The organism is Romboutsia weinsteinii (assembly GCF_002250835.2).
GTDB lineage: Bacteria > Bacillota > Clostridia > Peptostreptococcales > Peptostreptococcaceae > Romboutsia_A > Romboutsia_A weinsteinii.
The window spans coordinates 77,068-94,792 of record NZ_NOJY02000013.1; the positions used below are offsets into that span (position 1 = coordinate 77,068).

Below are 17,725 nucleotides of genomic sequence, written 5' to 3' on the forward strand. Positions count from 1 at the left end.
CTATATTATATTTTTTAATTCTTTTACATTAGCTACATTAGATTTTTGTCCAACTAGTATCTTTCCTTCATGCTCTATAACATATATATCATTTAATCCTTCGACTACTATATTGTTGTTAGATGATATGACTAGATTACTCTCACTATTTACAGCTTTAGCATTTCCGACTAGTACATTTCCAGCCTCATCTTTATCCCTATATCTATCTAGCGCTTCCCAGCTTCCTACATCATCCCACCCAAAGCTGCTAGGTACTACATGTATATTTTTAGATTTTTCAAGTACTGCATAGTCTATTGATATTGCTTCTGTATTTTTATAATTTTCATTAATAAAATCTTGCATATGTATTTCTGGAACTACTTCTATTTTTTCTAGTGCTTTGTATGTGTCAATTGAGTGTTCCTTTATTTGCTCTAATACATTAACTACACTCCAAAGGAACATCCCACCATTCCATAGATAATTACCTTCTTCTAGGTACTTCTCTGCATTCACTCTATTTGGCTTTTCTACAAAGGCTTCAACTTTTATCACTTTATGATTATTTATTTTCACCTCATGATTGCTGTACTTGATGTATCCATATCCTGTTTCTGGTCTTGATGGCTCCATACCTAAAGTAATTATTGAATCATTGTCACTGTCTATAAACTCATTTGCACTTTCTATTACTTTTCTAAACTCATCTTCATCTTTTATAAGGTGATCCGATGGTAACACTACCATATTTGCATTATCATAATATCTTTTAATTACAAAAGCTGATAAGGCTATACAAGGTGCCGTATTTCTTCCTTCTGGCTCAACTATTATATTCCTCTCTGGTAATTCTGGGAGTTGTTCTTTAACTAAATCTACATACATCTCTCCAGTACATACAAATATTCTTTCGATGGGTATTATAGGCTTAATTCTATTTACAGTCATCTGTATCATAGTATCTTCACCTATTAAGTTTAAAAACTGTTTTGGTTTCTCTTCTGTAGAAAGAGGCCAAAATCTTGTTCCTTTTCCCCCAGCCATTATTAAGGCACATAGCATACTTTTCACCCCATTTTTATTCTTAATTGCAATCTATTTAAAACATAGTTGTTATTTCATTCATTATTTTTTCTAATTTATTATCTACTTCTAATTGGTTGTCTCCATTACATCCAAAGTAAAACTTTATCTTAGGCTCAGTACCAGATGGTCTAACAGCTATCCATGATCCATCTTCTAGCAAAAACTTTAGTACATCAGATTTTGGTAAATTATTTACTCCTAGTTTATAATCTAATAATTCTTTTACATCTATATTAGCTATTTTAGATATTTTTGAGTTTCTAAAGTAATTCATAATTCTCTTGATTTGCTCCATACCATCTATACCTTTTAAAGTTATCGACTTTAACTCTTCCTTGAAGTATCCATACTTACTATATACCTCTTGAAGTCCTTCATATAAAGTCATACCTTTGTCATAGTAGTAAGACGTCATCTCAGATATAAGTAACGCTGATACTACGCCATCTTTATCTCTAGCATGAGTACCTATTAAGTATCCGTAACTTTCTTCATATCCCATGATAAAAGTCTTATCATTATTTTCTTCAAACTGATTTATTTTCTCTCCAATATACTTAAAACCTGTAAGTGTATCTATACAACCTACACCATTTTCTCTAGCTATGATTGCTCCAAGCTCTGAAGTAACTATAGTCTTCACTATTGTAGGATTGTTAAGCTGGTTTATTTCTTTTTTCTTTTGAGTAAGTACGTAATCTACTAATAATGAACCTACTTGGTTACCATTAAGTACCACATATTCTCCATCAGTATTTTTGGCTACTACACCTACTCTATCACAGTCTGGATCAGTACCTATTATTAGATCTGCTCCGTTTTTCTTAGCCATATCTATAGCTATATTAAATACTGCTTTTTCTTCTGGATTTGGGTATGCTACTGTAGAGAAGTTACTATCTGGTAGTTCTTGTTCCTTTACTACCTCTACATTTTCAAACCCAACTTCTTTTAATACTCTTCTTATTGGTAGGTTTCCTGTACCATGTATTGGGGTAAATATTATCTTGATATTCTTCCCAACTTTATCTACTATGTCTTTTCTTATAACTTGATCTTTCACAGCATCTATAAAAGCTATATCTACACTGTCATCCAATGTAACTATTAGTTCATTATCTTCTGTAGTAGTCGGTATTAAGCTATAATCTTCTATCTTATTAACTTCTGTGATTATCTCTTCTGCTATCTCCGGACATACTTGTCCACCATCACTCCAATATACCTTGTATCCATTATACTCAGGTGGATTATGACTTGCAGTTATTACTACTCCAGCTATACAACCCATGTATCTAACTGCAAAAGATAGTTGAGGGGTAGTCCTTAGACTATCAAATATATATGCTTTTATATCACATGCTGATAGAGTCTTCGCAGTTTCTAGACAAAACTCTTTAGACATATGTCTACTGTCATACGCTATTACTACACCTTTTTCTTTCCCTTCTTGCCCATATTTTTTTATTATATAGTTTGCAAGTCCATATGTAGCTCTTCTTACTGTGTACTTATTTATTCTGTTAGTACCAGCGCCTATCACTCCTCTTAGTCCACCAGTACCAAACTCTAAATTTTTATAAAATCTATCTTCTATTTCTTTGTTATCTTTTATAAGTTCTAATTCTTCTCTTATTTCTTCATCGAAATATTTATTATTAGTCCACTCTTTATATGTATCTATGTAATTCATATCTAATTCTCCCTAGCACTGACTTGCACATCATAGTAATCTAAGTACTTAATTTATTAGAAATAGTTTGTATCATTTATCATCTATAACTGATATCCGTCTTATTTTATATACCTTAAATTTATGTATAAAGTATTATTATTGCCTTTTGTATATATAATAAGATGCTTCAATATAGATTATTGATTTAATTAGCTTGCTGTTCTATCCCCAAATAAAACAAATACTGTTTTCAATATAAGCTTAATATCAATCCATAAGTTTCTTTCTTCTATGTACTTAATGTCTAGTTCTACCCATTCGTCAAAGCCTACGTCATTTCTTCCACCTACCTGCCAGTAACAAGTAAGACCAGGCTTCACTAACAATCTTTGCATTTCGTATTCACTATATTGCTCTACTTCCCTAGGTATAGGTGGTCTCGGCCCTACTATACTCATTTCTCCCTTTAAGATATTTATAAGTTGTGGTAGCTCATCTATACTAGTCTTTCTTATAAATTTACCAATCTTAGTAATTCTAGGATCTTCCTTTATTTTAAATACTGGCCCATCCATTTCATTTTGACCTTGTAACTGTTCTAATAGTTCTTCAGCGTTATGTACCATACTTCTAAACTTGTACATATTAAAAGTCTTTGGATATTGCCCATTTCTTTCTTGAGCAAAAAATACCTTCCCCTTTGGATCTTCTAATTTTATAAGTATTGCTACTATTAAAAGTACTGGTGATAATAATATTAGTCCTATAAAAGATCCCACTATATCTAAAACTCTTTTCATAAATAAATAAAATATAGAGTCTCTTATTTGTATTTTTCTTATAGCAATGGATGAAGATCCATCGCTATAGTAGTTTCGATCTTGTTCTTTCAAGTCTTATATCCCTCCCCATATTACAAATTACGCAGATTTCTTCTTTGAATGCTTACCTTTCTTTTTATCTTGATCTTCATCATGTCCATAGTAATAATTATAGTAAGCATTGCTAGAGCCTTCCGCCTCATACTTATTAAGCACCGCTCCAAGTATATTAGCATTTACTTTATCTAATCTTTCCTTTGATATCTTAACAGCCTCTATATCTGCTTCCTTAGAACCAACTACTAACACTGTACCGTCAACATAACTTGCTATAATACCTGCATCAGTAATTATTCCTACTGGAGGTGCATCTATAAATATATAATCATAATGATTTTTTAATTCTTCTACAAATTTTTTCATCTTCTTAGAACCTAACATTTCAGAAGGATTCGGAGGTATCTTACCACAAGTAAGTATGTGAAGACCTTCAACCTTGCTAGTATGTACACACTCTAAAAAATCTTTATTTCCAGTTAATATATCAGTAACACCTGTAATATTACTTATACCAAACATCCTGTGTACAGTTGGATTTCTTAAGTCACCATCCATTATAAGTACTTTTTTATCTTCTAGTGTAGCAAAGCTTACTGCTAAGTTTGCAGTAACAGTACTTTTACCTTCATTTTGCTGAGAACTAGTAACTACTATAGTTTTTACTTCCTCATCAAAATTAGAAAATTCAATATTAGTTCTTATGCTTCTATATGCCTCTGATATAGGAGACTTTGGGTTATTATAACTAACTACTCTCATAATCATCCTCCTACTATTTATTATCCATAGGTACTACCCCAAGTAGTGGAATACCTAAGTGCTTTTCTATGTCTTTCGGTGTCTTCATCTTAGTATCCATATACTCAAGTACAAATACTACAAACATACCTATCATAATACCTAATACAGCTGCTATTGCAACATTCATTACTTTGTTAGGCTTTATTGCACCTTCTGGTGTTACAGCTTTATCAATTACTTCTACACCATTTGCTTTCATTATTCTTTTTACTTCGCTAGTAAAGGCCTTAGGTACGGCATTGGCTATATCACTAGCTTTTTTAGCATTAGTGTCTTGTACAGACACTTTTATAATTTGAGTATCTTTAACCGAACTTACACTTATGACTTCTGACAATTCCTCATATGTCATATCTAGCTTTAAGCTTTTTGCAACTTCATCAAGAACTGATCTGGATTTTATTATTTCTCCATATGTAAGTGCAAGCTTCTGAGCAACATTGATTTGATCACCAGTAAGTGCAGTATTTGTTTCTGTAGCACTCTCATCTCTACTTACTATTAAAGTAGTACTAGCCTCATATACCGGACTTAATACAAAGAAACTTATAATACCACTTACTACCATAGCTACTACTGTTATAAGAGCTATTATCCAAGCCCTCTTTTTAATAATGTAAAAATACTCTCTTAAGTCAATCGTTTCTTCCATCTTTTATCTCCTATACTTAGATTTTTACTCTTCTTCAAAGTCTATATTATTAAATATAAAATCATTTAATACTTTTAAATTACTGTCCTTATCCCACTTAATGATCCAACCTTTACCTTCTAAATTTGCTGGATTTTTATATACTGGGAACTCCATACTTTTTATATCAGCTTGACCAATCTTTAATACTCTGTATCCAAGAGAAATAAGATCTGTTGGACTTAGATTTGTCTTAGTGTTTTTCATTGCTGAATCTAACATCTTTATATACTCATCTATTCCAGTTTTTTGAACTTTGACAAGTGCAGCCTCTACGACTTCTCTTTGCCTCGCATCCCTTGCGTAAGCACTATCTTGGTATCTAATTCTACTAAATGCAAGTGCTTGATATCCATTTAGATGTTGTTTACCAGTTCCTTTTACTAGTTCTATTGGAGCTTTACCCTTCTTAGTATCTAGTACATAACAACCTGGTATAGTATTGTTCAATATTGTTAAGTCATTTGATGTTACTTCTACCTCCACTCCACCAATAATATCTATAATATCTATAAATGAAGCAAAGTTTACAGTTACATACTTATCAATATCTAACTCAAAGTTACTCTCTATCGTATCTAATAAAAGCTCTGGTCCTTCATAAGCATAAGCATGAGTAAGCTTCTCTGTACTATAACCTTCTATATCAACATAAGTATCTCTAGCTAAAGAAGTAAGCTTTAAGTTCTTATGCTTATTATCTATAGTAAGAATCATCATAGAGTCAGATCTATTACCTCTGTCCAACTTGTCACCATCCACACCCACTAGAAGTATGTTAGTTATATCTTTATTTGTATTTGCATCTTCTTTTATCTCTTCATTTTTACTCTTTGTGTCTTCATCTGGAACGTACATGGAATTTAACTTGAAATATAAATATCCCCCAACTGCTGCCGGAATCGCAAATAGAAATGCTACTAAAGTCAATACTATCTTTTTAGTTTTACCCATTTTTCTATACCTCTTTTGTATATTTTTTCGGTTTATTGGTAATTAATTACATATTTGTAATTATTATACATTCAGTATAATAACATTATTTATATGTCTTGTATATATATTCGACATTCTTAGACATGTTTTTTGTAACTTTTTCTTTACTTTTGTTATAATTTATGTTTTTACGTACTTTTTTATATTATTCATACATATTTATTCCGGTGGGATTGTATCACCTGTACCTGTTTCTCCGCCACTTCCTGCTTCACCACCAGAGCTGCCATTTCCTCCACCTGAGTTCTCACTACCTGTTGATCCGTTCTCTGAATTATCGCTACCGCTTCCACCAGATCCTCCTGACGAACCATTACTATCAGAGTTGCCACCTTCATTTCCAGTAGATCCATTTCCTGAACCACTGTTATTAGATCCACCATTACCAGTACTTCCACTACTACCCGAACCACTTCCTGAGCCTCCAGTTCCAGGTCTATTTGTTGATCCACTTCCACTCGAATTACTTCCTGATCCTCCAGTATTAGGTCTGTTTGTTGAGCCACTTCCACTCGAACTACTCCCTGATCCTCCAGTATTAGGTCTATTTGTTGAGCCAGATCCGCTAGTTCCTGGTCTACTAGTAGAACTCCCTGCGCTAGTATTATTTGATGTTCCACTTTCTTGACTAGATTCTCTACTCTCATCTTCCTTATCTTCTTCAGTAGTACTGATCTCTATCTTGCCTATAGTAATAGCACCATTTCCAACAGTATAATCTCCAATCTTGTTAGTCTTAAAAAATTCCACAGGTATATAATTCTTCTCACTCTTTTTCATAGCTTTAGTAGCTTTCGGCACAACAAATCCATCTACCTCATCAGTATCCAATGCAACATACTTATCATTGATCTTGGCAAAAGAACTACCTTCACCAACCTCAACCTTATTAGTTCCTATACTAATAACGATACTATCATCATTATCTGTTAACTTACCGCCCAGCTTCTTACTAAACTCCTCTACTGAAACATACTCAATTCCACTTTCCTTAAGAGTCTTTACTGTATCTGCCCATACTAGCGCAGTGCTGCTGACCATACCTACTACTGTTAATGCAGCGATCTTTCTTTTCTTCATAAAAATCCCCCTCTTCTAATTAATTTTTTCGTATTGATTTTTGATTACTGTATCTTTATAATTTCCATCATACTCAAAGCTTTTACTCTTATCTTCATCTGTATAAGCCACTATATTAAGTATAGAAATATTCTTACTTGGGTTTAGCTCCTTGATATTTTGTCCTAAAAACTTAATCTGTGCCAGTGCTTCATCTGCCTTATCTACACCTTTAAGCATAAGCTCTATATTAGTTACTCCTTCAATATTTTTCATAGATATTACCTCGTAGTCACTAGGTACGCTATCTATTTCTTTTTCTACTTTGCTGTACTCCATCATCTTAATAGTAGATTCGTCTACTGGAACAATAAGCTTCTCTACAACTTTACCTCTTTCTTCAATAGACATTTCCTTTACACTAGTTGCCACATCTTTATCTGTAAAAAGACACACCTCGTAATTTGCTTTGAATTTTTCTTCTTCATTTTTTAGGTTTTTAATTAACTCTGCAGCCTCCTTTGAGCTAATTTCCCTTTTTAAAAACACACTATAAACAACCTGCTTTCCTTCATCAACTCTACTAATTACCTCGTAATCATCTTTACTCAAGCTTGACACTTCAACACTGTTTTCAGTAGATACATATGATTTTTGGTTGAATTTAGTGTCTCCTTGCATCATAGTAAAACCAAGTGTAATCACTATTGTACCTAGTACAGACACAGTAACTATTCTTTTTTCATTTTTATTAAGCTTCATATTGTTCCCCCTATTTCGACTATATCCTTTATATTGTATGCTCTGATTGAATTTTTTTCAATATTTTACCAATTTTATTGTAAATTAATATAAAAAAGCATACTCTTTCTAAAAAGAGTATGCTCCTTGTTTCCCATATTGCATCATACTATTAAACTCTACTTCTTGCCCCAAATTGACTATTTTATAATTATCTTTTACATATATAATTGCGTCTTTTCTATTTTTTAAATTTAACTTATTAAAAATACTACTAACATGCTTTTTTACTGTATACTCTGTAATATGAAGATTTCCAGCAATTTGTCTATTATTCATTCCTTCACTAACTAAACATAGTACTTCTCTTTCTCTCATGGTTAGTATCTCGATTTTATTTCTTGATCCCATATCAAGTACTTCTGGTAATAGGTCAGTATCATATATTTTCTTTCCTCCTAAGATTCTATTAACACTATAAATAAAATCATCTTTATCCCCTATATCTAATATATAACCATCTAATCCTAAAGTAACTGATTTCACAAAGATGTCTTTGTTTTTGCTAGAATCTAAAATCATAACTTTTATATTGTTGTGCATCTCCTTTATCTCACTAACTACTTCAAGTTGATCGACACTATTATTATGCACATCCAAAAATGCAAAATCCATATTTATCAAAGCAGAACTCTTAAGCTCCCTCATGTTGGATATTGATATTATGAAAGCATCTTCAAACATGTTGTTAAATAGATTAGATAATGCCTCCCTAATTATAAAAGATTCTGATACTAATAAAATGTTCATAATTCCTCCTCCAAAAAACGGAAAAACCGCCTTATTCCTGTTGTTTAGAAAAGTCGGTTGCACTATTGGCTCCATATATCCCAAGTGCCCATATACAGGATATACTTCCTTGCCTCATTTTCGGTTATTAAGTAGTATATAATACCTCTCTTTTAAAAATATTACCATAATTTATATAATATTTCTTCTATTTTCGTTCATCAATTCTATACATAAATTACATTTTTTTTTAAAATAGTTCAATTTATTATCATTTTTTATATTAATAAAAATTTTACTGTATGTAATTATTTTTTTTTCTATCTAAATAAGTTGTAATTTGTATAATTAAAACTTTTTAATAAGTATTAGTTAAATTACAATTGTATTCAATTATTTTTTATTATACATTAGTATAATTATCTTTATAATATATAATAACCTCTTGCCTACTCTTTAGATTAAGCTTATGTAATATACTGCTTATATGCTTTTTTACAGTATACTCTGTAATATGTAAGTTATTAGCTACCTCCTTGTTGCTCAAACCATAGACAACTTGGTTGAATACTTCTTTTTCTCTTCCAGTTAAAATTATTGACTCTAGTTCTCCTCTTTTATTAAATATAGACTCTACCATCTCTGTATCATAGTAACTCTTTCCACGCATGATTCGCTTTACTATGTAGATAAAATCTTCCTTATTATAAATATTTATAATATATCCATCTACTCCAAGTTTTGTTGCTTTAGTAAATGTAGATTGATTTTTTCCTAGATCCAAGATAAGTATTTTGAGTTCACTATTGACATTTTTATAAGAACATATATTTTCTAAATCAATTAAGTTATCTTTATCCGTTTCCATAAATACGAAGTTATACTCATTTAGTTCATCTGATGGCATTTCGTTAAAGTTTGAAATAACCTTAATTTTATCTATATTAAATTCGGTTTTAAATACACTTGCAATTGATTCGCTTACAATAAATGACTTTGAAATTATTAATAAATTCATCTTTATTCCCCTTAGTTTTACTATATAAAATTTATAGCAATATATTTAGTTTTTTAATATATTGCTATTTATATGGTATCTTATACTAAGATATATATATATTCATCTATATGACCATTTTGTATCTACTCATTTACTTATACAGTTTATTAATTTCTTATACTACTTTAGACTACCTAAAAATTAGCATAATTTAATATAAATCTACCTTAACTTTACCCATACACTAAGTTAAAATATATCTAAGGGGTGATTTAATGAAAAGCGTCATAAGATGGATAGTAAATATAGTACTAATAGCAATCATTATCTATTGTGGATATAACATATATCTAAAACTTACCGACTACAAAGAAGCAGATAAGACCTACACTAAAATACAAGAAATCAAAAATACGGGCAAAGAAGACTTATCTACTCTCAATCCAGACTTTAGAGCTTGGATCAAAGTAGACAACACAAATATTGACTACCCTGTAGTTCAAGGAAAAGACAACAACTATTATTTAAATAAAGACTTTTACAGTAACAAACTAGGTTCTGGAAGTATATTTATGGATTATAGAAATGATTACAAAAACGACCGCAACCTTATAATCTATGGACATAACATGAAAAACAAAACCATGTTTGCTCAATTAGAAAAATTTAAAGATGAAAACTTCTGGAAAGAAAACAACAAAATCAGACTTGTTGAAAATGACAAAGAGTATATTTATGAGGTATTCTCAGCTTACTTTGTAAACCCTGATTTTGATTATCTAAGAAATGAGTTTAACAGTGATGAAGAATACAAAAATTATCTACAAGCAATAAAATCAAAATCATTATTCTCTTCAGACCTACCTGTAAGTACTGATGATAAGATAATCACTCTTTCTACTTGTAGCTATGAATTTAATGATGCTCGTACTGTTATACATGGTAAGCTTATATCTGAATAGTATTTAAATAAAAATTTACTGTAAAAGACTTAATTACGTTACTAAAGTCTCGAAAACAATATTTTACGACATTTTTAATATATTTAATATAAATAAATTCTAGTATTCTATTTTAGATAATAAAACTTACTTGTTTATTTTTTCAAAATATTAAATTATATAATTATTACTAAATTAGTAAAATCCTCTCTTGAGAATTGATATGTTTTTATAAAGTTTTATAGATTAGTAATGTATGAATCATATATCATAAATTATTATATAAAATTTTATTACATATATAGTTAAACAATAAATGAGGGATAAACTTAAATTTATTAAGCTCATCCCTCATGTTAGAAACAATAATTATTAACTATTTGCTCTTCTTTTTAAGCAGCACTATTGCTCCAAAAGAAGCTACTGATGCCACTATATATGGAAAGACAGATGCATCTCCTGTGGTTGGATTATCTTTATTGTTTAATACACCATTATTATTAGTTGCTGGTTTTTCTGGCTTTATTGGTTTTTCTGGATCCGTCGGCTTCTCTGGATCTGTTGGTTTTCCCGGTTCCGTCGGCTTCTCTGGATCTGTTGGTTCTTCCGGTTCCGTCGGCTTCTCTGGATCTGTTGGTTCTTCCGGTTCCGTCGGCTCCTCTGGATCTGTTGGCTCTTCCGGTTCCGTCGGCTTCTCTGGCTCTGTTGGTGGAACTGGAGTCGTATTTGTACTATCTATTTTAAATCCTTTATCCCCTAATACCTCTACAGACTTTATATCTGTCTCTCTATTAGAATCATTTAAAAGCTTTAACATAGTTTTACCATTTTCTAAATTAGGAACTACATTATAATCCACTCCATCAGTACCTTCTAACTGCATATTTCCTATATCTATACTATTCTTATCATCCACTAAGTTTCCTTTAGATGTTACATATATATCTACAGTATTATTACTTTCATTATACTTATACATTCCTTTTCCACTATTATCTATAGCTTCAGAGAAATCTACAGCTTTTAGTTTTACATCTCCTTCGATCTTTAAACTAATCTGAAAAGACTTTGCTATAACATTTGCTTCTTTTATTGACACATTTATAGTATCTCCATTTACACCTACACGCTCTAAGCTAGCAGAGTTACTTGCATATGTATTAGAAATTAATAATGAGGACATTAATCCAGTTATAATAAGAGGCTTGATTACTTTTTTTATCTTCATCTTATTTCTCCTCCCCTTCACTATCTTTTAAAACATTGTTAGCTACTTTTTTTATCATTTTTTTATTGTTGTGCACTACTGCCTTTTTAGATTTACCTTTAAATGAAGTTGTAAAATCTATTTCAGGTAAATTTTTAGGTATATCAACATATAAACTATCACTTACTAATCTTTGACCTTCATTAGTTACAGCATCATTAACCCTATATAATTCAGCCTTCACTTTTGATGTAAGCTTTTCAATGTTTTCTGGTGCTATCCAATAAATCCAAGTTCCACTACTTATTTCTCCTAAGTGTGCATTGTCTGGTATACTAGCTAAAAGTATTGCATTTACAACGTCTTCTGATTCTCCTCCTACTACATATCCATCTTCATCTTTTAATAATGGTACGTTGTAAGCAGGATTCCCACGATATTCTCCAGTTATTATTACAGAACCTGCTGGTATTTTAGCTCCCGATGATTGTTCATAAACAAAATCATTTTTAAGTGTTCCAATTCCATCTACATAGTTTCCTGAACTATTTTTATTTCCTATTTCTATATTGTCTCCTGGAGGTCCTATTATATCTAACTCGCCGATTGATACATCTTTAGCTCCTTTGGCAACAATTTTCACATAAGATGCTTGATGAGTCCAAAGCTGTTGTCCTCCACTTGATCCTTCTTCATTGAAGTATACAGTTTCTGTAGGGTTTAACTCACTATTTAAAAACTTACCTTTGTTTGCTAAAGTCCATGACTCCTTGTCATTACTTACATATACCTCATAATTTTTTATTGAACTACTTGTAGTATCTGTATACTTGATACCTACTATAGGCTGTCTTTCTCTCATATCTACTATTACATATGGATCTTGATTACCTACTTTTGCTCCAGTAAATACAGTGTCTTTTTTGTTATCTATAACCTTATTTATTGATGGATTAGGAACTGGACCATGAGGTGTATCCGAGTCATTTTTATCTTCACTACTGCTCATGTTAGTTTCTACAGCCCATTTTGTTTTACTAAGCTCACCTTTATGAGATACTTTTATTTCTCCTAGATCTAATTTCTCAGTTTGATTTAATGCATAATCGTAAGCTATAACTTCATATTTTACAACTCTGTTGTTCATTGCACCTAGTGAGTCTGTAAATGTATCTTCTGTAGTAAACCCAACCGGTACTCCATTTCTGTATATTTCATATCCAAGTATTTTATCTTTACTTTCACTTACCCCTAATTTTATATTTATATCTTTATTAGCTACAATAGTATTAGACTTTATACCATCTTCAAAATTAGCTACTACCTCTGTAGACTTATTCATAGTATCTGTTTTACTTAAAGTTCTTCTTCTAGCTTCATCATTTATATATTGTATCTTTCTCTCCTCTTTTGGATAAGATTTTTGATTTAAGTAAGTATTAGTTGCCTTATCCGCAACTAGCCCCCAAGCTAAGTAGAATTCTCTTAAGTCTTTACCTGCTGCATCTGAAGTATATCTTATTATAGATTGTTCTAGAGGTATATTAAGTTCTTCTTTTGTCGCTTCTCTCATTCTTTTTGACAACCTAGCAAAATACGAATCATTATTTGGATTACTATCTGTGTCTGTTGTTAACATTGATATTGTTGAATTGTGATCATATGCTAAGTGTAACTGCCAATACATAGCTAAATGTATATCATTATTTGGCATACCTACAGTACCTGATGTAACCTGGTTATAAACTTTCTCATATCTTCCTTCAGATTCTATTCTTGAATGAGATTTATCATCTAGAGTTTGAGCTAGTAGAGGTAACATGTTATTTGTAGTCTCAGCAAACTTTATACCTGGCATCTCAGTAACATGACCTATCTCATGTCCAATCCCCCATCCAAATAATTGACCACCTTCTTTAGCACTTCCATCTTCATTAAGTTCATATGGACGTCCACTTACCATGCCACCTGTAGATCCAAATCCAATACCTACATGGTGTGATGAAGCATACATAAATGCACCTTCAAACATTCTTTGATATTTTATATGCACTCTAGTTCTTGGTTTTAGATGCTTACGTTCATTAGTATCTATAGTTCCATTTGAGTCAAAGTCTGGATTTTCACTTACACCTCTTTGTGCATAAGTTAAGTTCATTATTTGCTCCCATGCAAGCATTCCATTATACAATCTATTAACTTGTTCATCTTCGTTGGATTCAATCCCCTTTGTTAATGATTTTAGTACTTGAGTAGCAGGTATGTTAAGTGTTGCACTATGTCCTTCTATATCAGTTGTATTTAATATACTAGTTTGTTCATCATAAGTATATTTATTTTCTAACCCATTATTCACAGACGGATATAAACTTGGTAACTTTGATACATATGCTTTTAATTCCTTTATGTATTCCCTAATAGTTGCCTTTACTTCTGCTTCTTTTGACTTATCATTTATGTTTGAGTAAACATCTAAGTGAGGAATTTTTTTAGCTCCACTTACACGAACTTTTATTGTCTTATTTGATGGATTTTGATTTGGGTATCTAACATATATAGTTCCTCCTCTTTCCACATCTAAGTTATGAATTTCAGGTACTTGAATTATATTCTTACCCTTTTTAAGCTTCATTGTTTTAATAAACTTACCACTCTCTCCATTGTGCTGAGTAAATGCTATTTCAGGAAGAATGTTTCCTTCTGTACCTACATATACGGCTATTTCATCTCCTGATTTAACACTCATACCTAATGCTTGCCAGTCATTTGAAAGTCCTAAATTATTAGTTCCATTGTTTATATTTTGGTTTATTGTAAGTATTTCTTTACTTATATTTTTATCATTTAATATATCTTCAGCTAACTTTAGTTCTTCTAGTATTACCGACTTATTCGGATGGAAGTCACCTGTTAATGGATCTTCTGTGTTAGCTCTCTTTCTTAAGCTATCTATTAATTCTTGCGTTACATTATCGTGTAATTCAACTAGCAATTCATCCTTGAACAATCCACTTACTTCATCTTCTAGGCTGTCATATTTATAAAATTTGATTTCACTTATTGTTGAGTAAGGAGCATAAGATGGATGTATTCTCATAGCAACTTGTATTTTGTTAGTAGTTATTGGACTAGGAAGTTTCACTTCAAAATATGCCTTACCGTTGCTCTTCTTTGTTGTGTAGCTTGCATTTACATTTACAAACTTATTAGCTTTACTATCAAAATATCTTACAGGTACATAATCATAAGCATGTCCTTCTCCAAAGCTTCCATCTAATCTAGGTGTAAGCCTTATTGTATCCATTGTATATTCCTTATCTAGAGTAACAAGAGGTCCCGTACCATGTGATGTATTCCAAGTACTTGACGACCAGAAACTAGAATAGTCATTATCTACAACTGAAAATTTATTCTCTACTCCATTTGGATGATCACCCGAATTCCAATTTGTATACTCTACATCAACAATATGCTCAGTTGGAGATTCACCGTCTACTGCATCCTTTTTAGGTATATTTATAAGATTATAATTTGTCATCTCTGGTGGCATAAGATCCTTAGTTGTTCCTAAGTAAGATTTTGACATATTACTTGTACCTATCTCATTAGTAGCTGTTAAAGCTATTTCGTAAGTAGTTTTATCTTCTAATCCCGTTATTTTATAGCTTGTTCCTGATATTTCAGTACTATTAGCTTTTATCCACTCTAGTTTTTCAGTGTCACTTTTTACTTTATAATACACGTCATATGTCTTTGCTTTTTTACCTTTTTTCCAACTTACATTAAGAGCCTTGTAATCCTCTTCTATACTTACACCATCTGGTGATTCTGGCTTTGATGTTGCTACAGGCTTGGCTGTAATTGGACTTGAGAATCCACTTTGCCACTCGCCATTTAATGACTGTATTTTTATTTCATAATCATTGTAATTCTCTAGTCCTGTAAACTCTGCGGTATTAAACTTTGTTTGTACTCTTTTTTCTTCTACTTTTCCTTTTATCTGTCCCTTTAGTACTATTTCATATCCTGTTACGTTTGGCTCTTTATCCCACTGAACATTTATCATTTCATCTTCTGCTACTACTTTATTTATATTAGGTATGTTCATTTGTGGTGCGGGAATTTCTGTGTAGACATTATTTAAAAACTCTACTTTTGCTATTTCTGCTAGGTTTGGATTTGTAGTTGGCTCTGTTATTACTATACTAATCTTTTTTACTGCTATTTGCTGGCCTAAGTTTATATTTATAGTTCCTTCATCTGCATTTCTAACAACAGAATAAACCTGACCTTCTCTTGACATATTATTTCCATAATTTACAGTCTGAGATTTTCCATTTTCATCGACTATTTCTACGTATCCTGCACCTGCACTTGGAGCTTTTATCTTTATCTGATCCATCTTTGTAGGTTCTAAGAGTTCCATATCTAGTTTTGCTGGATTAGCTTCAGATATCTCTACAGGATTTCCATCATCGTCTAAAGGTCCTATTGATACTACTGTATCTTCACTAAATAGGTCATCTATGCTACCTTGAATATTTTGATTTGTATTTTGAGAATTTAAAATTATTTTAGAGGTTTCTATTATTGGATTTGTATCTTCTATAATAACTGTTTTTAATTCTATATTCATATTCTCATATACATAAGATAAGTCAGTTATATCTACCTTTTGATCTTTGTTTAAGTCATACTTTTTAATTAAATCTGGATTTTTAGTTTCTAAATTTTCAAATATTTCGTCGTAATCTTTTTGAGTAACATTTCCATCCTTATCAAAGTCTCCAAATAAGAAGTTCTCTTTATTGTTCATTATTACTCTTTTTGAATATCCAAGTAACTGTATGTTCTCAGTTTTTAGTGTTTTAAATCCTTCGCCACTTAGTTCTAGTGTATATGTATCGCATGGCAAATCGTAAAATACTACATGATAGTAATATACTCTCGTATCATCATCTTTTAAAAGAGTCTTATCATGGTTTAATTTTTCTACTGAGTACTTTACACTATTTCCACCGATTTGAACTACTCCATCTTCTTTTGAACTATTGCCTCCCAAACTTATTTCTTGAATCTCTGAACCTACCTTAATCGATAACTTCATATTTGTATTATCTTTAGTTGTGTTTTTTATTGGTAATGCAAAGTTTATATCAGCCTCTAAATTACCGACTATATTTAATTTTGAGCTCTCTTTGGCTTGAGGCTCTAAGCTCATATCTTCCACATTATTGGCATATACAGGTGCACTTGATGCTACCATAGATAAAGCTAATAAGCATGATATTTTTCTTTTTTTCATACCCTAACCTCCCTCATACTTTAACTTTTTATAATTTATTACAATAAATTATATTTTAACATTTTTTTACAATATTTGTCATTTTATTGTCTTGAAATGATAAAAATTAATTCTGTTATACATAGTTTCCAATGTAATATATTCCTCATAACCTAAATAAAAAAGGTGTAAAGCATAGAAATTAACCTCTCGCTTTACACCTCATCTATTAATAAACCTATTTGTTACTTCAACTTACCCTTGTAACTCCCTAATCCGCCACTTAAATTATATACCTTATTAAATCCGTACTTAGACAAAATCTTTGCAGCACTAGCACTTCTCATACCAGAAGCACAATAAACAATTACATCTTCATCCTTATACAAATCTAAGGAGTCAACTCTTAAGCTCAACTCATTTACAGGAATATTTTTAGACTTTGGTATATGACCTGAACCAAACTCACCAGGAGTCCTCACATCTAAAATTAAGACATCTCTATTATTTTTTATAATGTTGTTAACCTTTATTCCATCAATATTTTCATACTTCTTATTAAATAAACTACCTAAAAAACTCATGTATT

At 31.2% G+C, this 17,725-nt stretch carries 14 protein-coding genes and 1 riboswitch; of the genes, 1 reads left to right on the top strand and 13 read right to left on the bottom strand.

Annotated elements, in window-relative coordinates; genetic code table 11:
* From CHL78_RS09560 to CHL78_RS09605, 10 genes are all read right to left on the bottom strand, one after another.
* Nucleotides 1-1,047, bottom strand: coding sequence for a mannose-1-phosphate guanylyltransferase (locus CHL78_RS09560; RefSeq protein WP_094369255.1), 1,047 nt, complete (start codon nucleotides 1,045-1,047; stop codon nucleotides 1-3).
* A gap of 37 nt (nucleotides 1,048-1,084) precedes the next feature.
* Nucleotides 1,085-2,764 carry a phospho-sugar mutase gene (locus tag CHL78_RS09565; protein WP_094369256.1) on the bottom strand — a complete coding sequence of 560 codons (1,680 nt, stop codon included), beginning with the start codon at nucleotides 2,762-2,764 and terminating at the stop codon, nucleotides 1,085-1,087.
* Nucleotides 2,765-2,955: 191 nt separating this feature from the next.
* Complete coding sequence (locus CHL78_RS09570; protein WP_330408606.1) at nucleotides 2,956-3,639, bottom strand: sugar transferase; 684 nt, start codon at nucleotides 3,637-3,639, stop codon at nucleotides 2,956-2,958.
* Between the two features lie 27 nt (nucleotides 3,640-3,666).
* On the bottom strand, nucleotides 3,667-4,386 hold the full coding sequence (locus CHL78_RS09575) for a CpsD/CapB family tyrosine-protein kinase (RefSeq protein WP_199534020.1): 720 nt from the start codon (nucleotides 4,384-4,386) through the stop codon (nucleotides 3,667-3,669).
* 13 nt (nucleotides 4,387-4,399) lie between these two features.
* Entirely contained in the window at nucleotides 4,400-5,080 is a 681-nt protein-coding gene (locus tag CHL78_RS09580) for a YveK family protein (protein ID WP_094369258.1), read from the bottom strand.
* Nucleotides 5,081-5,104: 24 nt separating this feature from the next.
* The gene (locus tag CHL78_RS09585) at nucleotides 5,105-6,073 is read right to left on the bottom strand and encodes an LCP family protein (RefSeq protein ID WP_094369259.1); all 969 of its coding nucleotides are present in this window, start codon (nucleotides 6,071-6,073) and stop codon (nucleotides 5,105-5,107) included.
* 201 nt (nucleotides 6,074-6,274) lie between these two features.
* Nucleotides 6,275-7,195 carry a hypothetical protein gene (locus tag CHL78_RS09590; RefSeq protein ID WP_094369260.1) on the bottom strand — a complete coding sequence of 307 codons (921 nt, stop codon included), beginning with the start codon at nucleotides 7,193-7,195 and terminating at the stop codon, nucleotides 6,275-6,277.
* Nucleotides 7,196-7,210: 15 nt separating this feature from the next.
* On the bottom strand, nucleotides 7,211-7,936 hold the full coding sequence (locus CHL78_RS09595; RefSeq protein ID WP_094369261.1) for a hypothetical protein: 726 nt from the start codon (nucleotides 7,934-7,936) through the stop codon (nucleotides 7,211-7,213).
* A gap of 108 nt (nucleotides 7,937-8,044) precedes the next feature.
* Complete coding sequence (locus CHL78_RS09600; protein WP_094369262.1) at nucleotides 8,045-8,725, bottom strand: response regulator transcription factor; 681 nt, start codon at nucleotides 8,723-8,725, stop codon at nucleotides 8,045-8,047.
* A gap of 42 nt (nucleotides 8,726-8,767) precedes the next feature.
* A riboswitch (cyclic di-GMP riboswitch) is annotated at nucleotides 8,768-8,851 on the bottom strand.
* A gap of 256 nt (nucleotides 8,852-9,107) precedes the next feature.
* Entirely contained in the window at nucleotides 9,108-9,722 is a 615-nt protein-coding gene (locus tag CHL78_RS09605) for a response regulator transcription factor (RefSeq protein ID WP_116041418.1), read from the bottom strand.
* A 257-nt stretch (nucleotides 9,723-9,979) separates the two neighbouring features.
* Here CHL78_RS09605 and srtB point away from each other — a divergent pair, with 257 nt between their 5' ends.
* On the top strand, nucleotides 9,980-10,666 hold the full coding sequence (srtB, locus tag CHL78_RS09610; RefSeq protein ID WP_116041420.1) for a class B sortase: 687 nt from the start codon (nucleotides 9,980-9,982) through the stop codon (nucleotides 10,664-10,666).
* Nucleotides 10,667-11,021: 355 nt separating this feature from the next.
* Here srtB and CHL78_RS21105 read toward each other — a convergent pair whose 3' ends face one another.
* The 3 genes from CHL78_RS21105 to CHL78_RS09625 form a co-directional block, all read right to left on the bottom strand.
* The gene (locus CHL78_RS21105) at nucleotides 11,022-11,873 is read right to left on the bottom strand and encodes a hypothetical protein (protein WP_243446411.1); all 852 of its coding nucleotides are present in this window, start codon (nucleotides 11,871-11,873) and stop codon (nucleotides 11,022-11,024) included.
* A gap of 1 nt (nucleotide 11,874) precedes the next feature.
* Complete coding sequence (locus CHL78_RS09620; protein ID WP_116041423.1) at nucleotides 11,875-17,157, bottom strand: fibronectin type III domain-containing protein; 5,283 nt, start codon at nucleotides 17,155-17,157, stop codon at nucleotides 11,875-11,877.
* A 224-nt stretch (nucleotides 17,158-17,381) separates the two neighbouring features.
* Nucleotides 17,382-17,720: a rhodanese-like domain-containing protein gene (locus CHL78_RS09625; protein WP_094365914.1), complete on the bottom strand. Its 339-nt coding sequence runs from the start codon at nucleotides 17,718-17,720 to the stop codon at nucleotides 17,382-17,384.
* Between the last annotated feature and the right edge of the window lie 5 nt (nucleotides 17,721-17,725).

Coding starts and splice junctions, on each gene's coding strand:
- CHL78_RS09560 (WP_094369255.1), bottom strand. CDS start 1,047: ATGCTATGTGCCTTAATAATGGCTGGGGGAAAAGGAACAAGATTTTGG.
- CHL78_RS09565 (WP_094369256.1), bottom strand. CDS start 2,764: ATGAATTACATAGATACATATAAAGAGTGGACTAATAATAAATATTTC.
- CHL78_RS09575 (WP_199534020.1), bottom strand. CDS start 4,386: ATGAGAGTAGTTAGTTATAATAACCCAAAGTCTCCTATATCAGAGGCA.
- CHL78_RS09580 (WP_094369258.1), bottom strand. CDS start 5,080: ATGGAAGAAACGATTGACTTAAGAGAGTATTTTTACATTATTAAAAAG.
- CHL78_RS09585 (WP_094369259.1), bottom strand. CDS start 6,073: ATGGGTAAAACTAAAAAGATAGTATTGACTTTAGTAGCATTTCTATTT.
- CHL78_RS09590 (WP_094369260.1), bottom strand. CDS start 7,195: ATGAAGAAAAGAAAGATCGCTGCATTAACAGTAGTAGGTATGGTCAGC.
- CHL78_RS09595 (WP_094369261.1), bottom strand. CDS start 7,936: ATGAAGCTTAATAAAAATGAAAAAAGAATAGTTACTGTGTCTGTACTA.
- CHL78_RS09600 (WP_094369262.1), bottom strand. CDS start 8,725: ATGAACATTTTATTAGTATCAGAATCTTTTATAATTAGGGAGGCATTA.
- CHL78_RS09605 (WP_116041418.1), bottom strand. CDS start 9,722: ATGAATTTATTAATAATTTCAAAGTCATTTATTGTAAGCGAATCAATT.
- srtB (WP_116041420.1), top strand. CDS start 9,980: ATGAAAAGCGTCATAAGATGGATAGTAAATATAGTACTAATAGCAATC.
- CHL78_RS21105 (WP_243446411.1), bottom strand. CDS start 11,873: ATGAAGATAAAAAAAGTAATCAAGCCTCTTATTATAACTGGATTAATG.
- CHL78_RS09620 (WP_116041423.1), bottom strand. CDS start 17,157: ATGAAAAAAAGAAAAATATCATGCTTATTAGCTTTATCTATGGTAGCA.
- CHL78_RS09625 (WP_094365914.1), bottom strand. CDS start 17,720: ATGAGTTTTTTAGGTAGTTTATTTAATAAGAAGTATGAAAATATTGAT.